This is a genomic window from Paraburkholderia sp. MM5496-R1 (assembly GCF_050436205.1).
In the GTDB taxonomy this organism is placed as follows: Bacteria; Pseudomonadota; Gammaproteobacteria; order Burkholderiales; family Burkholderiaceae; genus Paraburkholderia; species Paraburkholderia tuberum.
Map to the genome: position 1 here is coordinate 626,640 of NZ_JBNDLT010000001.1, position 18,350 is coordinate 644,989.

The 18,350-nt window shown below is 61.1% G+C and carries 15 protein-coding genes and 3 pseudogenes; 7 read left to right on the plus strand and 11 right to left on the minus strand.

Annotation, left to right across the window (positions count from 1 at the left end):
• Positions 1 to 121: 121 nt before the first annotated feature.
• From OKW38_RS03220 to OKW38_RS03230, 3 genes are all read right to left on the minus strand, one after another.
• Positions 122 to 724: a DUF1326 domain-containing protein gene (locus OKW38_RS03220; RefSeq protein WP_184071866.1), complete on the minus strand. Its 603-nt coding sequence runs from the start codon at positions 722 to 724 to the stop codon at positions 122 to 124.
• A 238-nt stretch (positions 725 to 962) separates the two neighbouring features.
• Positions 963 to 1,244, minus strand: coding sequence for a CopD family protein (locus OKW38_RS03225; RefSeq protein WP_429359940.1), 282 nt, complete (start codon positions 1,242 to 1,244; stop codon positions 963 to 965).
• A gap of 736 nt (positions 1,245 to 1,980) precedes the next feature.
• Positions 1,981 to 2,652, minus strand: coding sequence for an SCO family protein (locus tag OKW38_RS03230; RefSeq protein WP_429359942.1), 672 nt, complete (start codon positions 2,650 to 2,652; stop codon positions 1,981 to 1,983).
• A 117-nt stretch (positions 2,653 to 2,769) separates the two neighbouring features.
• Between OKW38_RS03230 and OKW38_RS03235 the strand changes: the two genes are divergently transcribed.
• Positions 2,770 to 3,492 (plus strand): IS6 family transposase, encoded by a 723-nt coding sequence (locus OKW38_RS03235; RefSeq protein WP_429332855.1) that lies wholly within the window; start codon positions 2,770 to 2,772, stop codon positions 3,490 to 3,492.
• 81 nt (positions 3,493 to 3,573) lie between these two features.
• Here OKW38_RS03235 and OKW38_RS03240 read toward each other — a convergent pair.
• The 4 genes and pseudogenes from OKW38_RS03240 to OKW38_RS03255 all read right to left on the minus strand — a co-directional run bounded on the left by OKW38_RS03240 (position 3,574) and on the right by OKW38_RS03255 (position 7,062).
• Positions 3,574 to 4,615, minus strand: a pseudogene (locus OKW38_RS03240) (PDDEXK nuclease domain-containing protein).
• A 254-nt stretch (positions 4,616 to 4,869) separates the two neighbouring features.
• The gene (locus OKW38_RS03245; protein ID WP_429359944.1) at positions 4,870 to 5,781 is read right to left on the minus strand and encodes a hypothetical protein; all 912 of its coding nucleotides are present in this window, start codon (positions 5,779 to 5,781) and stop codon (positions 4,870 to 4,872) included.
• A 5-nt stretch (positions 5,782 to 5,786) separates the two neighbouring features.
• Positions 5,787 to 5,972 (minus strand): hypothetical protein, encoded by a 186-nt coding sequence (locus OKW38_RS03250; protein WP_429359946.1) that lies wholly within the window; start codon positions 5,970 to 5,972, stop codon positions 5,787 to 5,789.
• Positions 5,962 to 7,062 carry a DNA-binding protein gene (locus tag OKW38_RS03255; RefSeq protein WP_429360673.1) on the minus strand — a complete coding sequence of 367 codons (1,101 nt, stop codon included), beginning with the start codon at positions 7,060 to 7,062 and terminating at the stop codon, positions 5,962 to 5,964. Before OKW38_RS03255 ends, OKW38_RS03250 begins: the two co-directional genes overlap by 11 nt.
• On the opposite strand from OKW38_RS03255, the pseudogene OKW38_RS03260 reads away from it, so the two are divergent.
• Positions 6,977 to 7,450 (plus strand): annotated as a pseudogene (locus tag OKW38_RS03260) (tyrosine-type recombinase/integrase); the annotation flags it as partial. The gene OKW38_RS03255 and the pseudogene OKW38_RS03260 sit on opposite strands and share 86 nt — an antisense overlap.
• A gap of 223 nt (positions 7,451 to 7,673) precedes the next feature.
• Here the strand turns inward: OKW38_RS03260 and OKW38_RS03265 are convergent.
• Positions 7,674 to 9,671 carry a PhoX family protein gene (locus tag OKW38_RS03265; RefSeq protein WP_090811175.1) on the minus strand — a complete coding sequence of 666 codons (1,998 nt, stop codon included), beginning with the start codon at positions 9,669 to 9,671 and terminating at the stop codon, positions 7,674 to 7,676.
• Between the two features lie 182 nt (positions 9,672 to 9,853).
• A complete protein-coding gene (locus OKW38_RS03270) occupies positions 9,854 to 10,387 on the minus strand; it encodes a hypothetical protein (protein ID WP_429359948.1) in 534 nt (177 codons plus the stop codon).
• 135 nt (positions 10,388 to 10,522) lie between these two features.
• Between OKW38_RS03270 and OKW38_RS03275 the strand changes: the two genes are divergently transcribed.
• Complete coding sequence (locus OKW38_RS03275; RefSeq protein WP_429359950.1) at positions 10,523 to 11,245, plus strand: IS6 family transposase; 723 nt, start codon at positions 10,523 to 10,525, stop codon at positions 11,243 to 11,245.
• Positions 11,155 to 11,658: pseudogene (locus tag OKW38_RS03280) on the plus strand (MBL fold metallo-hydrolase); the annotation flags it as partial. The gene OKW38_RS03275 and the pseudogene OKW38_RS03280, both read left to right, overlap by 91 nt.
• 329 nt (positions 11,659 to 11,987) lie before the next feature.
• Here the strand turns inward: OKW38_RS03280 and OKW38_RS03285 are convergent.
• Positions 11,988 to 12,917 (minus strand): LysR family transcriptional regulator, encoded by a 930-nt coding sequence (locus tag OKW38_RS03285; RefSeq protein ID WP_187619893.1) that lies wholly within the window; start codon positions 12,915 to 12,917, stop codon positions 11,988 to 11,990.
• A gap of 326 nt (positions 12,918 to 13,243) precedes the next feature.
• On the opposite strand from OKW38_RS03285, the gene OKW38_RS03290 reads away from it, so the two are divergent.
• The 3 genes from OKW38_RS03290 (at position 13,244) to OKW38_RS03300 (ending at position 17,029) form a co-directional block, all read left to right on the plus strand.
• On the plus strand, positions 13,244 to 15,124 hold the full coding sequence (locus tag OKW38_RS03290; RefSeq protein WP_429359952.1) for an ATP-binding protein: 1,881 nt from the start codon (positions 13,244 to 13,246) through the stop codon (positions 15,122 to 15,124).
• 229 nt (positions 15,125 to 15,353) lie between these two features.
• Positions 15,354 to 16,466: a BMP family ABC transporter substrate-binding protein gene (locus OKW38_RS03295; protein WP_429359954.1), complete on the plus strand. Its 1,113-nt coding sequence runs from the start codon at positions 15,354 to 15,356 to the stop codon at positions 16,464 to 16,466.
• Between the two features lie 26 nt (positions 16,467 to 16,492).
• The gene (locus tag OKW38_RS03300) at positions 16,493 to 17,029 is read left to right on the plus strand and encodes a nucleoside deaminase (protein WP_429359956.1); all 537 of its coding nucleotides are present in this window, start codon (positions 16,493 to 16,495) and stop codon (positions 17,027 to 17,029) included.
• A 149-nt stretch (positions 17,030 to 17,178) separates the two neighbouring features.
• Here the strand turns inward: OKW38_RS03300 and OKW38_RS03305 are convergent, their stop codons facing one another.
• Positions 17,179 to 18,246 carry a purine-nucleoside phosphorylase gene (locus OKW38_RS03305; RefSeq protein WP_429359958.1) on the minus strand — a complete coding sequence of 356 codons (1,068 nt, stop codon included), beginning with the start codon at positions 18,244 to 18,246 and terminating at the stop codon, positions 17,179 to 17,181.
• Positions 18,247 to 18,350 lie beyond the last annotated feature (104 nt).

Sequence of the window (18,350 nt, forward strand, 5' to 3'; positions counted from 1 at the left end):
ATCCCCACAGTGCCAGCCAGGCCGAAAGCACCAGCCCGGCTAGCAATGGCGGAAAAGCCCTGAGCGCGAAGCGGACTTGAAGCGGACTTCATCGCGAGGCTCGGTGGCCGTTGGAGGAGAGTCAGGCCTGGAAGTTGAAATGGCCTTGGGTGGCGTTATGACCCGTCAGGTTGAGGTCGACCTTGAGCAGAGGGTTTTTCATCCGGTAAGCGCTCGCTTTGCTGATGATCGCCGGGGAGCATGGTGTCGTCGAAATGGAATTACCGAGAAGCACCGCGGGGGCGCCGCTCGGACTCCAGTACGGCTCGAGTTCCGCATGAATGTCCACGCCAATATCGAGTTTGCCTTTACCGCCCTGAAGGTCGAAGATAATGGGCGCGCGCTCGATCGAGACGATTTTTCCGTACATATGGGCGAAGTCGGCCAGCGGGCCGCCGCGCTCGCCCCGGTAGACGCTGGAGAGCGCCTCAAACTGGACATCGGTGGCCCGGTCATCGATGTACACGGCTACCTGCCAGTTGCCCTGCAGGATATTGCCAGGAATGAAGGTGGCACAGGCCACCGTCAATCCAGAGACCTCAATGTCATCGATCGAGCCCTTGTCGAAGTGGTGGGCGATCGCGGCGCAACAGCTGCCATTGTCGGCGTCCTCACCTATGCAGCAAGGGCAAAGTACGTTGCAATTACACACTTCCAGAATACTGCCGTCGAGTTTGTAGCTCACGTTAGCCTCCTTGCGCCTTTACACGCCTCGCGCCGTCACCTCGCCTTCAACGGCTACTGGCATCAAGAATAGACCATTGATGCTGGCCGGAAAGGCGCGGATTCACACTACGGGCGTTCATTAGCGCGAACTGCCGGCTCTCGATCATTAGTGAGCCTGATCCACGTTCGTCGAAGCGACGGACTGTCGGGGTTCGGATACCCGGGTGATGCGAGCGATGGCTCTAACGTAACCAGGCCTATTCGCCCGAGGGCGCCGTGTGGCCAAGCACGCCGGCGGCCGCCAGTACCGCCAGCATGGCGACGGCTTCGACGGCCAGCAGACGGTCGAAGCCGCGTTGCGCGTCAGGGTAAGCGGGACCGCCATCTGCCGTCGCGGCCTGCGAGCGCGGCAAGTGGATCATCCGGTCGTAGCCGCCCAGCAGCACCGCGAGCGTGACGCACACGAACTTAAACGCGAGCGGGCGTCCATACGGTACGCTGAGTAACGGGGCAGTGAGGTGGGCCGTATCCTGCGTCACGTTATAAATGGGCTCCGTGTGGCAGCAGGCCGAGACTGCCCGGTGCGGACAAAACGACTGAAAGTGACGTTCGCGAACGTCACTTGTTGGCCGGCGGATTCGCGTAGCGTCGCTCGCAGCATCTGAAGCACGCGGCGCATATTCTTCTCACACGATGCTGTGTCCGGCCAGAAGCAGCCGATCACGTCAGGAAAAAGTATGCCTGCTTCTTCCTGGTGACCGGACGCCAACGCGGCACGAGCCAATCGCAATGATCGCGTGCCTGGCGCGTCCCGGTGGGCCTGTTGGTCAACCTGGCGAGCGCGTGGCTGCTCGGCGACCACCACGGGCATGGTTACGAAGACGAGGCGCAGAAGATCTTCGCTCCGTCCGGTGTGTTTGCCGTTTCCATCTTCGAAGATGGCATCATGCGGTGCTCCGGCGCTTTAAGGGGTTGTCCCATGTCACGGTCGAGGTCCAGCCTGCTCAAGCGGTGGCGTGATCCACGATGCTACTGGCGCCACACACTTGTATGCCAGGAAACCTTGCGTTGAGCGTGCATAGGGATTCTGGTCGTAGCCGGTTATTGACCAGCTGAACGCGGTGGTATGCGTGGAACTTCGGGCGGCGACAACAAGCGCTCCCCCGGGCGAATGTGGCCGGAATCTCCGACGTACGTCCGACTCTATCTGTTGAAAACACCGTGGGTGCGCGGGCTCGTTCGCGGCCTCTTCAGCACCGTCGCGGGCGCCTGTCGTCAGGTCTCGTCGGCCAATTGACGCAGATCGTGCACAAATGCGTCGACCGGATCGTCGTCCGCACCGATCAGGCGTGCGTGCCCTTTCGCATCGAATATGTAGATCGCCGAGCTATGGGTTACCTCGTATCCACCGTTCGCGCGGGGCTTGTCAGCCTGGTACGCGACGCGATAGCGTTGCGCGAGCGCCTTGATCGCGCTCTCGGAACCGGTCAGGCCGACGTCGTGCTTTGCGTCAAACGCATCGACATACGCATGCATCACTGCGGGCGTGTCCCGCGCCGGGTCGACACTCACGAACAGGACCTTCACATGCTGTGCGGCGCCGCCAAGTTGATGCGTCACTTGGGCCAGTTTGGCCAGCGTCTCCGGGCATACGTCCGGGCAATGCGTGTAGCCGAAGTAGACGAGTGTGACATCACCTGCCAGGTTCGCCTGGCTAATCTGCTTGCCGGCGTCGGAGGTCAGCGCGAAATCCAGATCGGGCAAATGCCCCTGGACGTCCGTGAGCTTCCATGGCTCTTCATGGTGGCAGGCGGCAAGTGAAACAGAGAGCGTTGCGCCGACAACGAGACGCACACAGCGATCAAAGAATGGGGGCATGGATTGGTGCGGCATTGCCGTCGCAAAGATCAGGATTGGGAAGTACAGTCTATTGCGGAGAGCTTTCATTCGTCTGCCCACGTAGTGCCTCATCCGCTTTTCAACTCTCAACGACAAGGCTCCATTCGAGGTTTTGTCGCATTAACGCGGTCAAGTAAAATGCGTCGACCGCAACGCATGACAACCATGATGGCAAAGACGAAGACGCCGCGCAAGACGCTGCCCGCTGGCATTGGCAAGGTACTGAAGCGGCTGCACTACCCGCTGGACGTGATCCTGCTGTGCGTGCGGTGGTACGTGGCGTACTCACTGAGCCTACGTAACCTCGAGGAAATGATGGCTGAGCGGGGTATTGAGGTGGATCATTCGAGCGTGCACCGGTGGGTTATCAAGCTGCTGCCGGTGCTTGAAAAAGCATTCCGCCAACGCAAACGGCCTGTGGGCAAAAGCTGGCGCGTCGATGAGACCTACGTCAAGGTCAAAGGCAACTGGAAATACTTGTACCGTGCCGTCGACAAGGCGGGCAACACTGTCGATTTCCTGCTGCGCGCCCATCGCGATAAGGCTGCAGCTCGCCGCTACTTCGAGAAAACGATTGAGCAGAACGGCGAGCCCGAGACAATTACCGTGGACAGGAGCGGCACCAACCTGGCTGCGCTTGAAGCGCTCAATGCCGTGCGTTTAACACCGATCAAGGTCCGTCAAAACAAATACCTGAACAACGTCGTCGAGCAGGATCACCGTGCCATTAAACGCATCATCAAACCGATGCTGGGGTTCAAGGAATTCCGCTGTGCGCGCATCATCCTGTCTGGCATAGAGATCGCGCACATGAACCGCAAGGGGCAGATGTGTGACGACGGCGTCGCCTCGACTGCAGCCGAGCAATTCTATTCTTTGGCAGCGTGAGTAGTCCTACTCATATCAGCTTTTGCTCAAGCTGCGATTGTTATCGCGACAGAACCCAGTCGCCGGATCCTGGCGATCGAATCATTCGCGCCGCTTGTCCTGGAGCCGTGATCTTGCGGCTTCAATTGACTGGTGCAATTTCGCCTGTAACTGCTCTCGTGGCGGCAGCACAGTCAGATACTCTGCGACATGGATACCGCTTTTATCGAGTTCGAGCAGCTCGATCTGCTCCTGCTTCTTGCCTGCACACAGGATAATGCCGAGCGGCGGTTCCTCGTCTGGCTCCTGTTCATGTTTCGCGAGCCAGCGCAAATAAAGCTCCATCTGACTCTTGTATTCGGCCTTGAACGCGCCCAGCTTGAGTTCGATTGCAACAAGCCTTCGAAGCTTGCGGTTGTAAAAGAGAAGATCAATGTAAAAATCGTCGTGATCAATCAGCAAGCGTTTCTGACGAGCCACAAACGTGAAACCAGCACCAAGTTCGAGAAGGAACTGCTCCATCTCTCGCAGGATCGCATCCTCCAGATCCTTTTCGAGGTAGTGATCGTTGAGACCAAGAAAATCCAGCACATACGGGTCCTTCAGCAACGCGTCGGGAGGCACACGTCGTTCGTCCCTCAGCATCGCGAGATCCCGCCGGATTGCGTCTTCGGGTTTCCGCGAGATTGCACTGCGCTCAAAAAGCATTGAGTCGATGCGCTCCTGCAACTGCCGCGTGGACCAGCGTTCGACACAGGCAAGCTCAATATAAAAATCACGCTTCACCGCGTCGTCGATGTAGATCAGCGTCTTCAGGTGCGTCCAGCTCAATTCTCTCCGCACTGCGGAGACAATCGCTTCGTCGGCAAAAACCTCCGCAAGACCCACAACGCATGCAGTGGCGCAACTGCTTGTCGCTCCAGCCGCGCCCGTATTCGGCGGTAAGCTGACGCGCCAACGATCCGATCACCTGTTGCCCGTACTCCGCGCGGGCGCCCCGCAATACCTCTGCCTCAATACGATGCCCCACCTGCCAGTACAGCAGTGTCAGTTCTGCATTGATCGCAACGGCGGCCCGTTCGCGCGCCGAATCGATCAGCTGTCGGACTTCGTCAAGCAAGGAGGAAGGCGTAAGGTCGTTCATACTTTCATGCTCAGGTGTGCGGCTACCGCCGCGTTAAAACTGCCCGCGGACGGCCCAATCTGTCTTCAAACCCGTCACCGGGGCTTGCGCCGGCGAGCGTCCGAATTGTCTCCGCAGTGCGGAGACAATTACGGATACCTGTTCGGCCGCGCGGCCGTCTCCTCGCCCGGGCGAACCGTCCGCCCCCGGGTCGCATCTCGCGAATGATTGCAGGACGACTGCCCGATGTGACCATTCGCGGCCTCGCTCACCGATCAACGGTGCTGCACTTTCCGTGTCGCCATGTAGGTGTCGAACAGGCCCGCATGCAGCCGGCTGAGCTCCTGGCGCAGCCCGATGAGTTCATGCTGGTCGCCTTCGTGCTCCCGGCGCCGGATCTCCCCGAGCAGGGCCGTCGCGCGCGATGCCGCCTGGTCACGCTGTACGCGCGCCTCACCTAACCTGCCGGCGAGCGCCGGCTTCACCAACAGCAGCCATGCCGGAAACCAGGAATAGTCGTCGACCTCGCCGGTGCCAGGGAATTCGGCATCGAAGCGCCGGCGCAGCGCGTCCAGCGAAGCATCACCCAAGGTGGGCAACAACGCCACGAACCTCGCCGGCGCCAGCCACGCCAACTGCGCGAGCAGCGGCCACGCCGCATCCAGGCCAGCCGCCCGGTAGCGTGCCTCGGTCATCCACGCAAGCGGTGCCGGGATGCGCGACCAGGACTCGATGGCTTCGACTGCTTCAATCGCAGCCGCCCCGTCGCCCGCCAGAAGCCACAGCGGCACGGCGTGACTGTCTGCGTCGGCGGTACGAAACGGTAGCGATTCAGCCCGCTGAGCAAGCGCTCGCCAGCACGGCCTGAGCCACGACTGAACATTCTGCGCGGGCAGCACCCGCCGGGCGGCAAGTACGACCTCGTCCTCGAGATGCCGGCGTGCGCTGGCCAGCGTCTCGTGATCAGAAAAGGGCGTGGGCGATCCGCGTTCCAGCTCACGAACCAGCACGCTCATCGCTGGGAGCGCGCCATCGTCCGGATATTCGCCGGCGAGCAGCTCCAGTGCCGTTCGCGCCGCCACCGCATCGCGCCGCTGCAGCGGCTCCAGCACGTCGTTACGCAACATGACATCACGGCTGTCGGCGAAAATGTCGAGCTGCTGAATGGTGGGCTGCTGCATGTTCATCCCGCTCAGAAGAGCTGATCGTGAAGAGCGGCCAGATTAGCCCACTTCACCGTGCTGCGGAAGGTGCTGCCGTCTTCGTGCACCGACTCGATGATCATGCGCACGGTCCGCTCGCCATAGCGCATCAGCGCGCCGATCGGCGGACAGACCGGGGCCTTCCGTCTCTTGCGCGGGCGGGTTCTATTTTCCATCCCTCTTTCCCCGCTTGCGGTGCACTACGGTCTGGCTGGCTGGCGCGGGCGTGACGCGCGGCGCGCGCGAAGGGCGTGTCGCCACCGGGCGCGCCGCGGTGGAGGCGGACTTCGCGCGGGCTGGGCGGGCGTCGCGAGTGTCCGCCTGCCGCAGTGCCGCCGGTTGTTGCTGCAGCGTGACGTTCGTGGCCAGCACGGCACCGAGCCGTCCCTGCAGCACGCCCGCCTGGTGACGCACGTCCCCGAGCTGCGCCTGCAGCGCCTCGACCGCCCGGTGATGGTCCGCCCCGCGACTGTCGGCCCGCTTCACCGCGGCATCGAGGTCCTTCTGCAGCTTCGCGGCCGTACCCCGCTCGCGGTCGATCTCCAGCAGCGCGCGCTTTTCCGACGCTCGCAGGCGCTCGTCGGCGCGTTCCGCGCTCTCGCGCAGCTTCCCGAGATCCCGCGAGAAACCTTCGCGCACCTTGTCCAGTTCACGGTCGCGCACGAGCGCCTCGGCCTTGAGCCGGACCACCTCGGCCTCGCACGCCTGCCGCGCCGCGTGGCCCTCGGCCTGCGCCTTTTCCAGTTCGCGCACCTCGACCTGCGCGGCAAGGAGCGCCGCCGTGCGCTGTTCGAGCGCGGTCCCGACGCGACCCAGTTCGTCGCGGGCAGCAACGACCGACCGTTGCGCCTCAACGCGTTGCGCCTCGACCTCGTCGCGCAGCGCGTCGAGCGCGGCTTCGGCAGAGGCGGTTGCGCGGGTCCAGAGCGCCGCGACCAGTTCGCCGGCAGCCGGCCCCAGATCGGCGGGCAGGTCGGGGTGGTCGATGCGCACCCGGCTCTTTTCGCGCAGTTCGGCCCAGAATTCACCGAGCACCTGGGTCGGCGTGCTCATGCTGCCGCGCTTGACCAACTGGTAAAGCCGGTTCGCGGTCGGCGTGATCCCGAAGCGGAAGAACAGGAGCGCGCAGACTTCGCGGTACAGCTCGCGGGTCTTCGGGAATTCGCCTTTCAGGCGGTCGATTTCAGCCGAGAGGCGGGTTTCGTCGGGCAGGACGCCCCTCGATGCGCTTGAACTGTCCGCCGACCTCGACGGCCGCGATGGCAGCAACCGGGCGCGCGGGCATTCACAGATCGCCGCCCACGACGACCTGAATGCGGTCCGCGCATGGCTCGCGCGGGTCGCCGACAAAAAGACCACCTTCGAGAATTACCGCAAGGAAGCCGAACGGCTGCTGCTATGGGCGATCGTGCAACTGGGCAAGCCGCTGTCGTCGCTCACGCACGAAGACCTGCAACTCTTCCGGCAATTCCTGAAAGACCCGTTGCCGCACGCGCGCTGGGTCGCCGACGGCGGGCGCAAATACCCGCGCCATGATCCGCGCTGGCGGCCGTTCTACAGGACGCTCCGGCCGAGTAGCCAGTACCAGGCGATGGTGATCATCAACGCGCTGTTCGCGTGGCTCGTCGAAGCCGGCTATCTGGCTGGCAATCCGCCCCGTAGTCGCTGACTATCACCACGCAGTTGCCTGAATGCAGGTCTATGTCACAGTTCGAAGAGTGTCTTGCGAACACACAACTTTGCCTCCCGGCTCCAATAAAAAACCCCCTCCAGAGAGGGGGCGATGAACCGCTCGCGAACCGTGCTTTTCGTATCGGATCAACGCGCCATCAATTTCCCCACAATGAGACTTGCGAGGATCTCTGCGAGCCTTGCCGTCACACCAGCTTGATCGATGTCGGGTCTGCTGTCAGATAGCCGACCGACGCGCCGAAGCGATCCCTGTAATTCGCGCGCACAAGCGGATCGAGCGTGTCCCTGAGCGCCTGCGTATGCTGGCTGCCCCAGTCGCCGGCATGCTGGAAGTTGCTCATGATGTAGGTCCAGCCGTTGAGTTCGTCGACCGCATGCAGACCGGTCGATTCGGCGCCGGCGGGTGTCGACAGCAGACGCGTGAGCTGCTTCGTGTCGACGTTGTACGCCCAAAGGAAATTGTTCACGTGGTAGCCGCTGTCCTCGCCGATAAAGAGCGTGCGCAGCTTCTCCGAGAATTTCAGGTTGTCCGGGTTGGCGACCAACTCCGGGTCGGCCTTGTTGCCGAGCGCGTCGGCGGCGATGTCCTTGCCGACCAGCAGCGCGCTGGTGTGCACCGGCACCCACTCGCTGTTGATCGCGGCACCCTGGTTATCCTTCTGGCCGCCCGCGAGCTTGTGCTGAAGCACGCCGCCGGCGTTGATCGCGGCGTCGACGGAAATGTTGCTCTCCGGGTTCCAGCCCTTCGCGTTGCCCTTCACCATCGAGTCGACGATGTTCTGCAAAGCGGAGTACGCGATCTTGTCCTTGATGTTGACCGTCGTCCCTTCCATCTTCGTGAAGCCCATGCTGCCGCCCGCCAGGTAAGCGTAGCGATGGGTTTCGAGGAAAGCCGCAACCTTCTCCTTGCCCGGCATGATCCTGACCCACTGCGCAGTGCCGCCGGCGAAGATCTTCCGGTAGTTAGCGTCGGCAGGATCGGTCCACTTGACGTCGATGACGTCCTGCGGCCGATTCGACTTAGCCATGGCCTCGACTTCCGCGCTCGTCGCGTGACCCAGTTTGATCCACGTCAGGTCCGCGCCCGCCGCGGCCGGATCGACCGAGAAGCCCGCGCCCACTTTCGCCACATACAACGTGCCGGCCGACAGGTCCTTCTCGTTGTCCGCCACGAACATGAAGAGGCCGCTGTTGGTCGCGTCGTCGCCCATCAGGACCGTGCGGTTGTCCGGCATCACCTGCACCAGTTCGTGCGAAATGCGCCCGAGGCAATAGTGTTTTCTGACCGAGCCGGTGCCATCCGCCTTGACCGTGATTTCCGGCAGATGACCATAGAGATACGGGTTGAAAGCAATGTTCGCGTTGCCGTACAGGTTATCGTTGAACGCCTTGTACTGCGCCAGATTGCTCGAACTGGCCGTGAACGCATCCGGCTCGTATTCCTCGCTCGACAGATGCGTGTTCCACGGCGACAGGCTCGCGCCGCAGGTAATCCACAGTCCATTCGCGGGCGACGTGTCGACGTTGTGATACTTGACGAGCGTCAACTTGCCGGTGGCCGGATCCTGATCCAGCGTCAGCACCGCGATCGGCGACGGGAGGCGGCCATACATGTCACTGCCGGACTGCGAGCGCGTCGTGTATTCGAACTGGACCACGGCGAACACCGTGTTGCCCTTTACGCCGGCGACCTTCGCGCCATCGATCTTCAGCAGCGACGTACCGTCCGGCGAGTCCGAAAAGAACTGGCGCCGTTGCGCGGGCACCGAATCGTCGTCGATCGGCTGGTTGTTGATGTCGAAGTACCCGCCTGCCAGCACGGTGCCGCCGTTGCCGTCCGGGACCAGATCGCCGGTCATGAAGAACGGCTGGTACGCGAGTTTGTAAGCCTTTTGGGAGCCGTCGGAATACGAAACCGTCAGGCCTGAGCCGACCGTGGTGGTTGCCATCAGCGACGGATTGGCGAGCGACGGCGCCGGCATGCTGGTGAAAGACGCCGAAGTGAAGTTCGCGACCGGGGTGGCAGGCGTAGTAGGCGTGGTGGAATTGGCCGACGGAGTCGCCAGATCGCCGCCGCAAGCGGTCAGCATCGACGCCGTGGCGATGCCGCCTAGCGGCAGCATCGGCGCACCGGCAAGTAGTTTCAGGGCCTTGCGGCGGGAAATGTCGAACGGCTCTGCCATGTTGTCGTGATCCAGGGTTCGGGTAGCGTGGGTGAATGCACAGCCGGCACGCAGTCAGCCCCAAACCAATTGGTTCACGCTCGCGCCGCTATGACGCGAGGATTCTATGAAGTTAATATGAAAGAATATTGACAGGCGTTAGTAATTTTTGAATCAGCCTGGTCAGCCGGCCTGCCCCGCCTCTAGCCCGGGCGGCGAAATTCGTTTTCGACCCAGGCCACGGCGCTCGCCTTGCTGAGCTTGAAGCTGGGCGCGACCTGCACTTGCGCCGACTGCTCGCCGAAGGTGTCGAGCGCGGTCAGCAGCGCGTACGGTTCGATGTCGTCCGCAACGATGTCCAGCGTGATGTCGAGTTCGTCGTTACCGTCCGCGCTCGCCACCCGCACTTCTTTATGGAGTTGCGCACGCAGTTGCTGCTCATGGCGGCGCAGGACTTCTGAGGCGGTCTTCACCAGCGTGTTGAACGCCGACGTGTCGAGGGGTTTCGGATCCTTCTTGTTGCGGCCCACCGTGCACGGCCCGACGAGCGCCGGTTCCGCTTCGCCGTCCTTGATCATTTCGACGGCCCAGCCTTCGTCGTCTTCGTTCTTGATGACGCGCGCGGTCCAGCCGTCGTCGCGCCACAGACGTGCTTCGTGCACGGCTTCGCCTAATCCGGACGAGCCTTCCGTCGTGGGATCAGCAGCGGTGTCGGACGATGGAACGGGTGTATGCAACGCTGCACGTTCGGCGTCGACACGAAGCCCAGCGCGAATGGCTTTTGCGCTTTACTTTTCCGTCCGGCGGACCGGTTCTGTTGCAATAAGGCAGTCGCCTATGATGTGCGGAACAGATGAACGACTGAAAGCTTGATGAAGACTCTGAATCCGACCGTTGCCCGCGTGCTCAAACGCCTGCATTACCCGCTTGATGTGATCCTGACTTGTGTTCGCTGGTATGTGGCCTATCTGCTTAGCCTGCGAAACCTCGAAGAAATGATGGCCGAGCGAGGCATCTCAGTGGATCATTCAACCGTGCACCGTTGGGCGCTCAAGCTGCTGCCGGTGCTGGAAAAAGCGTTTCGCCGCCACAAACGCCCCGTGCGCAAGAGCTGGCGCGTCGACGAGACCTACATCAAGGTCAAGGGCCAATGGAAATACCTGTATCGCGCCGTCAACAAGGCCGGCAACACCATCGACTTTCTGTTACGGGCCCATCGGGATAAGACTGCGGCGCGGCGGTATTTCGAAAAGTCGATGGCCCTGAATGGCGAACCCGAGACTGTGACGATCGACAAAAGCGGCGCCAATATGGCAGCGTTGCAAGCCATCAACGCCGAGCGCGAAACGCCCATCAAGATCCGGCAGACGAAGTACTTGAACAATATCATCGAACAGGACCCCCGCGCGATTAAACGGCGTACCCGCTCCATGCTCGGGTTCAAGAATTTCCGGTGCGCACGCATCCTGCTCGGTGGCATCGAGGTAGCTCAATGTCGGAGGACGTGGACACAGCCGGACAAGTTACCTTTCCGAATGCGGAACTTGTTGCTCATCAGCGAGAGGTCGAATTTTGGCAGGATGACGGAAATCTAAGCCGTGCCAGCGAGCGTGCCCGCGGTAACTTCCTGATAGCCCGTCAAGTGTTCGACGGCTACCGCGACAAGCTCCGTACTTTCGACGAGGGCGAAGTGCTGCCCGGTATCAGAGCGATGCCGCTACCGGGACACACAGATGGACACTCCGGATATCTTCTCGAATCCCATGATCAGGGCCTGCTTGTTTGGGGAGATATTGTTCATTTTCCTCACATCCAGATTAAACGGCCAGACGTATCGATTGCATTCGATCAAGACCCTTCCCTGGCAGCCACCACACGTTCACGGCTTCTGGACCTGGTCAGCTCGGAGGGACTTTTGATCGCCGGTATGCATTTGGGGGAACTCGGCTTCGCGCGAATAAAGCGAACGAGCGGAAGCTACGGTCTGCTTTACGAGACCGAAGCATGAGGCCGCGAACAGAAGCAACCATGTCTGATACCGGTCCGGCACTCTGCACTGGACCAACGACGAACACTACGCCAGCGTTCCCACATCAACGCCTTCTGGCTTTCGCTGTAATAGATCCGGCGCCTCTGTTTCATTTGCAACACTCCCGCCGCTCATGCGACGTTCATTGTGTTGCATCCACCGGTTGAATCCGCCGCCGACCTCTGCCCGACGCTGATCGGCCCATCCCGACCCACAAGGGACAGTTGGATTTCTCCGTAACGGACGTTCAAGCGACTGGAAACGTTAAACCTCGCAAATAGCCAGGCACGGGCTGTAGTCGATCCGGGCTAAGCTTGACGCGCCCACGCAGTCTGATGCTGAGTCGCCCCGTTGCCTCCAATCTCGCCCATCAGATAATCGATGAACGACGCTATTCGCGAAGAAACGGCTGTATTGCGGTAATAGACAGCATGGATTGGCTGACGGACGTCCTTGGTCTGACGGGCGAGGATCTGCACGAGACGCCCTGTTTCGCGGTCCCGGTCGGTCATGAAATCCGACAGGCAGACAACGCCCACGCCTTCGAGCGCCAGTTGACGAAGCGTCTCGCCGCTCGATGAACTTGCCACCGGCTCGATACGGTACGGCTCACCGTCGGCACCGAGCAACGGCCAGACATTGAGCGACTCCGGTTGAGTAAAGCCCAGCAGTACGTGCTTGCCAAGGTCAGCGACCTCGCGCGGATGTCCGTGCGCCTCAAGATAGTCGGGACTCGCAAGAACACGCATGCGGCTACTGCCAACAAGCCGGCTATGCAGCGTCGAATCCTTGAGCCGGCCAATTCGAATAGCGACATCGGTGCGGCTCTCGAGTAGATCGATGATGCCGTCGTTCGTGTTCAGCTCCAGGTGAACGTGCGGATAGCGCACGCGGTAGCCTTGCACAAGCGGTGCGATCACGTGCAGCATGAAAGGCGACGCTGCATTGATCCGCAGGAGCCCCGATGGGTTTTCCCGCCGCGCGACCATCTGTTCCTCCGCGCTTTCCACGGAATCGATGATGGCGCGCGCGTGTTGAAGGAACGCGCGCCCTTCCTCGGTCAGCTCCATCCTGCGCGTGGTCCGGCGCATCAAGGTCGTTTTCAGCTTTTCCTCGAGGCGCCCCAGCGTCCGGCTGGCCGCCGACACTGTCAGGTCGAGATGTTGGGCAGCTGCCGTCATCGAGCCGGTATCGACCACGGCCATGAAAGTCGCCAATTCGTCGAGGGTGATATTCATTCTTGATTTCTTTTCAAAAGAATTTTGTTTATAGACCAGTTTGTGAACAAAAGTAAAGCTGGCAGACTCGGTCCGTCAGAATCCTCAATTCCTTCGCGAGGGAATACAGCCGCCGGAGGGCGCAGGCGCGCTGTCGAGTCTGGTGAGACAAAACTTTCTCCAATGTCACGGAGATTTAATAAATCAAACAGGCTGTTTCTGGATACATACGCCGCGACGTTCAGGCTTCCGCAGACCAGACGGGCAACTACTCTGCTTAGCCGGAATGCGACTGACACCGGCATAAAGCCGGCGCGCAACTCACCTCGATCAATGCGAGCACAAACATGACGGTTACCGAGCGACCCGCGAATTACGGCACCAGCATGATCGACCTGGGCCGGTTTCAGATCGATTTGGAGATGCGGACGCTGCACCAAAGCGGCACGCTCGTACCTGTCGGATCTCGCGCCTTCGATATTCTTGCCGTGCTCGTGTCGGCCGCTGGACGACTCGTTACGAAAGACGAATTGTTGGATAGTGTCTGGCCGAAAACCGTCGTCGAAGAAAACAATATCCAGGTCCATCTGTCCGCGTTACGCAAAATACTTGGTGAGGATCGCAACCTGATTGTCACGATCCCTGGTCGCGGGTATCAGTTGCGACGACGACCCGTTGAGAGCCCGGCTCCTGCGGTCGAGTCCCGAGCCTTCAGACGTAGCCTGCCGCTACGCGAAACCCGCCTCACAGGCCGCGACGCGGCCGTTCGGCAGATCAGCATGTTGCTCCAGACTACGCAGGTATTGACGCTCACTGGAGCCGGCGGTATAGGGAAGACGAGCCTGGCGATAGAGGTAGCACGGCAGGCATCGAACGATTCTTCCCGCGCTGTGTGTTTTGTCGACCTTGCCACGGCAACAACCGAAGATGCGGTCCTATGCGAGGTCGCCGAAGCATGCGGGCTGTCCACGCTCGATGCTGCAGTCGACATTGCGCAACTGGCTGCGGCGGTTTCCGGCAAACGTCTGCTCCTCGTGCTGGATAACGCCGAGCATGTGATCGACGCGGTCGCGCGGATCGTCGACGCACTCGTAGCGGCAAGCGAAATTCTGCGTGTGATGGTAACGAGTCGTGAACCGCTTCGCCTGATGCAAGAGACGGTGTACCGGGTCGAGCCGCTCGACGTGCCGCCTTCGCATTCAACCCATGCGGAGATCGTCCAGTTTTCAGCGGTAAAGTTGTTTTTGCTGCGCGTCAATTCAATCCAACGGTATGCATACGCCGGCTGCGAGGAAATTCATCTCATCGGCGAGATCTGCCGCCGGCTGGACGGCATTCCTTTGGCGATCGAGCTGGCAGCGGCGCGCGTCGCTGGCCTCGGCATTGGGGGTGTTCATCGCTATCTGCACGACCGTTTCAGTTTGCTGACGGGCGGCTACCGGACCGCTCTGCCACGCCATCAAACCTTACGTGCGACGTTCGACTGGAGTTTCTTCATCCTGAATCCATGCCATCAGTTACTGTTCAGGCGCCTCGCGGTATTCAGCGGCGGCTTTACGTTCGATGCGATGTGCGCGGTGGTGTGCGACGAGAAATACGCTGTGGCGGACGCGATCGGCGGCATCGGCGATCTGGTGGCGAAATCGCTCGTCAACATTGAGCTGGAGGGGCCGGTAAGCAGGTATCGCCTTTCCGATTCGGCACGTGCCTATGCGCTGGAGAAGCTGCATGCGCAAGGCGAGCAGAGGCTGATCGCGGCGCGCCATGCACGCTATGTCTCCCATTGCTTGCGACCGTGTCTGGCTGACAGTCTCGCTGAACAATTGGACCTGGAAATCGATTTCCGGCAGTCGCTGGATGATGCACGCAGCGCTTTCGATTGGGCGTTCTCACAGCATGGCGATACGCGGATTGGAGTCGAGCTCGCGGCAGGTCTCACAGAGGCGCTGCTCGATGCGGGCCTGATTCACGAATGCCGCACGCGTGCTGAGCAGGCCATCGATGCGCTTGAAGAACTGCCCCCTGCCTCGGTGGACTCAGACACCGAAATGCGCGTACGTGCCACTCTCGCCTCGGCATTGATCTATGCTCAGGGGCCCGTGTCAAAGTCGGCACAATCGTGGACGGAAGTGCTGGCTCTTGCTGGCGATACAGGCGACGGTTCTGGTGCAAATAGTGAAGGTGAATCGGTTAAAGTGTTGCCCCCCGATCTCATCATCCGACAATGATGTCCGAGCGCGGCCTGTCGCTGGCCCACACGACGATCGCGGTCTCCTATTCGAACTCCGCGATCCGCAGGCCAATTTCCCAATGGCTTCATATCCATTCCGTTATACGACACATAACGAATCGATATTTCGGCCTTGATATTGACTCACCATCATCGCTGACGCGACGCAGCCAGTCGTCTGGACGACTGGCGTCGTCTCCTTCCCGTTCCCTATCTTCGGAGACTCCATGAGAACAAACTTCGCTCGCGCGGTGGTGCGCTCACTGCGCCCTGCGGTTACGCTTTTAGCCGCGCTTGGCATCTATGTCGCATTGAGCCCCACTGCCACCGCCGCGGTGCCGATGGGCGTCGCGTTCGTCTACCTCGGCAACCCCGGTGACGCTGGCTGGACCTACGCACACGAACAGGGTGTGAAGGCGATCGAAGCGAGGTTCGGTGACAAGATCAAGGTCACGCGCGTCGAGAACGTACCCGAATCCGCTGACTCGGAGCGCGTGTTTCGCGACCTCGCGAACAAGGGCAACAAGATTATCGTGGGCTCGAGCTTCGGATTCCAGGACTTCGAACTGAAGACTGCAAAGGATTATCCCGACGTCGTCTTCGAGCATGCGACCGGATACAAGAAGGCCACGAACTTTGCGACCTATGACGTGCGCACGTACCAGAGCGCCTATCTGGCTGGGCTCGTCGCCGGCTATACGACGAAGACGAATACGCTCGGCTTCGTCGCCTCGGTGCCGGTCCCGGAAGTGGTGCGCAACATTAACGCTTTCACAATGGGTGCGCGTTCCATCAATCCGAATGCGAAGGTAAAGGTCATATGGATCAATAGCTGGTTCGATCCAGGCAAGGAGAAACAGGCGGCCGAAACGCTGATCGGCCAGGGAGCCGACGTGCTGATCCAGAACACCGATTCGACGGCGACAATGCAGACTGCCGAGCAGAAGAAAGTGCACGCGTTCGGTTGGGACTCGGACATGAAGAAGTTCGGCCCGAATGCCCAACTGGGCGCATGCGTGAGCTACTGGGGCGTCTACTACTCTCACCTGATCGAACAGGTGCAATCCGGCACGTGGACCAACGCGCCGACGTGGTGGGGTCTCAAGGAAAAAGCAATCGACCTCGCTGACATCAACACTGCAGCCGTATCGCCTGCCGCGCAAAAGGCGCTGGCGCAAAAGCGCGACGACATTATCGCGGGCAGATTCGATCCGTTCTCCGGCCCGATCAGGGATCAGAATGGCGCGATCAAGGTGGCAGCCGGCACGTCGCTGCCCGACGCCGAGCTGCTGCGGCTCAACTGGTTCGTGCAGGGGGTCGAGGGCACGTTGCCGAAGTAACCCAGCCAACGTGGAGGAGACACACTTTGAGCCTTGTCACTTCTCCGAAACAGAACGCGTCGGCGTTCCCTGAGCAGGGGCTCGCGCCGACACGCGAGCAGATCGTCCGCCATCTGCGTCATGCAAGCGTCATCGCAGAACGTGCGATGCTGTTGGGCCGTCACCCGTTTGGCGCCATACTCGTCGGGCCTGATCAGGAGTCGGTTCTAATAGAACAGGGCAATGTCGATTCCGTCAATCATGCGGAAGCGGTGCTCGCGCGTATCGCCGCGCTCAACTTTACGCCGCAATTCTTGTGGGGTTGCACGCTCTATACGACGGTTGAGCCATGTTGTATGTGCGCAGGCACGGCATATTGGGCCAACATTGGGCGGGTGGTGTTTGCAATGACGGAAGAGCGCCTGCTGCAAGCCACGGGCAATCATGCAGAGAATTCGACGATGAGTGTGTCGTCGCGGTATGTCTTCGACCATTGCCAGAAGCGCATTGAACTGGTTGGACCCGTGGCCGAGGTCGAGGAAGAAGTGATGCAGGTGCAGCGCAGGTTCTGGGGACGCCGATGAGCATGGCGCATCGCGGCCTTATGTTCGCATCATGCCGCGCGCGGAGCCGCCACCGCCCGCGCAGCGGCCGCCGCAGCAACTGACGACAACGGTGGACACGAGCGCTGTGCAGACCGGCACGCGGTACCCTTCACCACGCCGCAAACGCGCTACCGCTGCGGTACGCCGTCGCGCCACTCGCCCCAATGCGTGACGATGTCCTGCACGAGCGGATTGCCCGTGAGGAACAGATTGTCGATCGCGATCGTGAAGCCGCCCTGCGACGAGTAGTTGAGCAGATTGTCCGCGCTCGACTGGCCCGCGTACGGCCGGTCGAAGTCCGAGCCAGCGCGCAGCACCGCGACACGGTTCAGGTCAACGCGATGCACGGTCGCCGCGCGCGTCAGCGCCTCGAAGGTGGCGTTGTCTTCCTGCTGCGTCGTGCAATAGGTGCCCTTGCCGTCGGTCAGGATCTTCGTCCATTGCCGCGCGCGCTCGCCGAGATCGGTGCCCGACCACCAGGTATCGCCCGCCAGCGTGTCACACTGGATCACGGTCGGCGGACGGTTCGCGGGCGCATAGTTGTATTTGGCACGGGCAGCCTGCGCCTGTGCGTCGTCGGTCAGCGTCACGTTGCGCGACAGCGCGAATGCCGCGTTCGAAAGCGCCGGATTGAGCTGGAACACTTCGGTGCGATAGTCGAGCGGCGGCTTCTGCGTCGGGCCCGTCGTGTTGATGCCGAGATAACCGGTATTCCAGCCAGGCGGAATTTCGCGTCCGTCGATTTCCCATTGAATCCCGAAGTCGACGAGCCAGTTCGCCCACGCAGCGGAACCGACGGTGCCCTGAAGCGGATCAATACCAGCGATGCCCGCCACCATGAAGTACGTATGGCGCAAGTCGAAACGCGGCGAGAACGTCAGCGCCATGATCGACGCGGCGGCATTCGCGTGCCCCATGCCCGTCGTCATCACGCAGACCTCCTGGCGATTGCAGTGTACGGCAGGGTAGTCAGGAGACAGGCCCGCGACGGTGATGTCCTGCCACGGGCCGAGATGATCGAGCCACACCTGGCCTTCCGGACCGAACATCGAAATGATCATCACCTTGACCGGCCGGCCATGCGACGCGCCGTCGTCCCGCGCGAAGCTGTCGTCGGCATGCGCGATGGCCGGTGCAACTGCCGCGCCTGCCACGAGCAACGATGAAATCGCTGCACCAAAAGCACGATTTAGCATAAGAGGTCCCACCTGATATGTAAGAACTGCGGTTGCGAAAAGTGAGTCGCGTGCCGTGTTGTCGACTGACGTCGTGGTTTTTTGTCGGCGTGCAGCGTGGGACC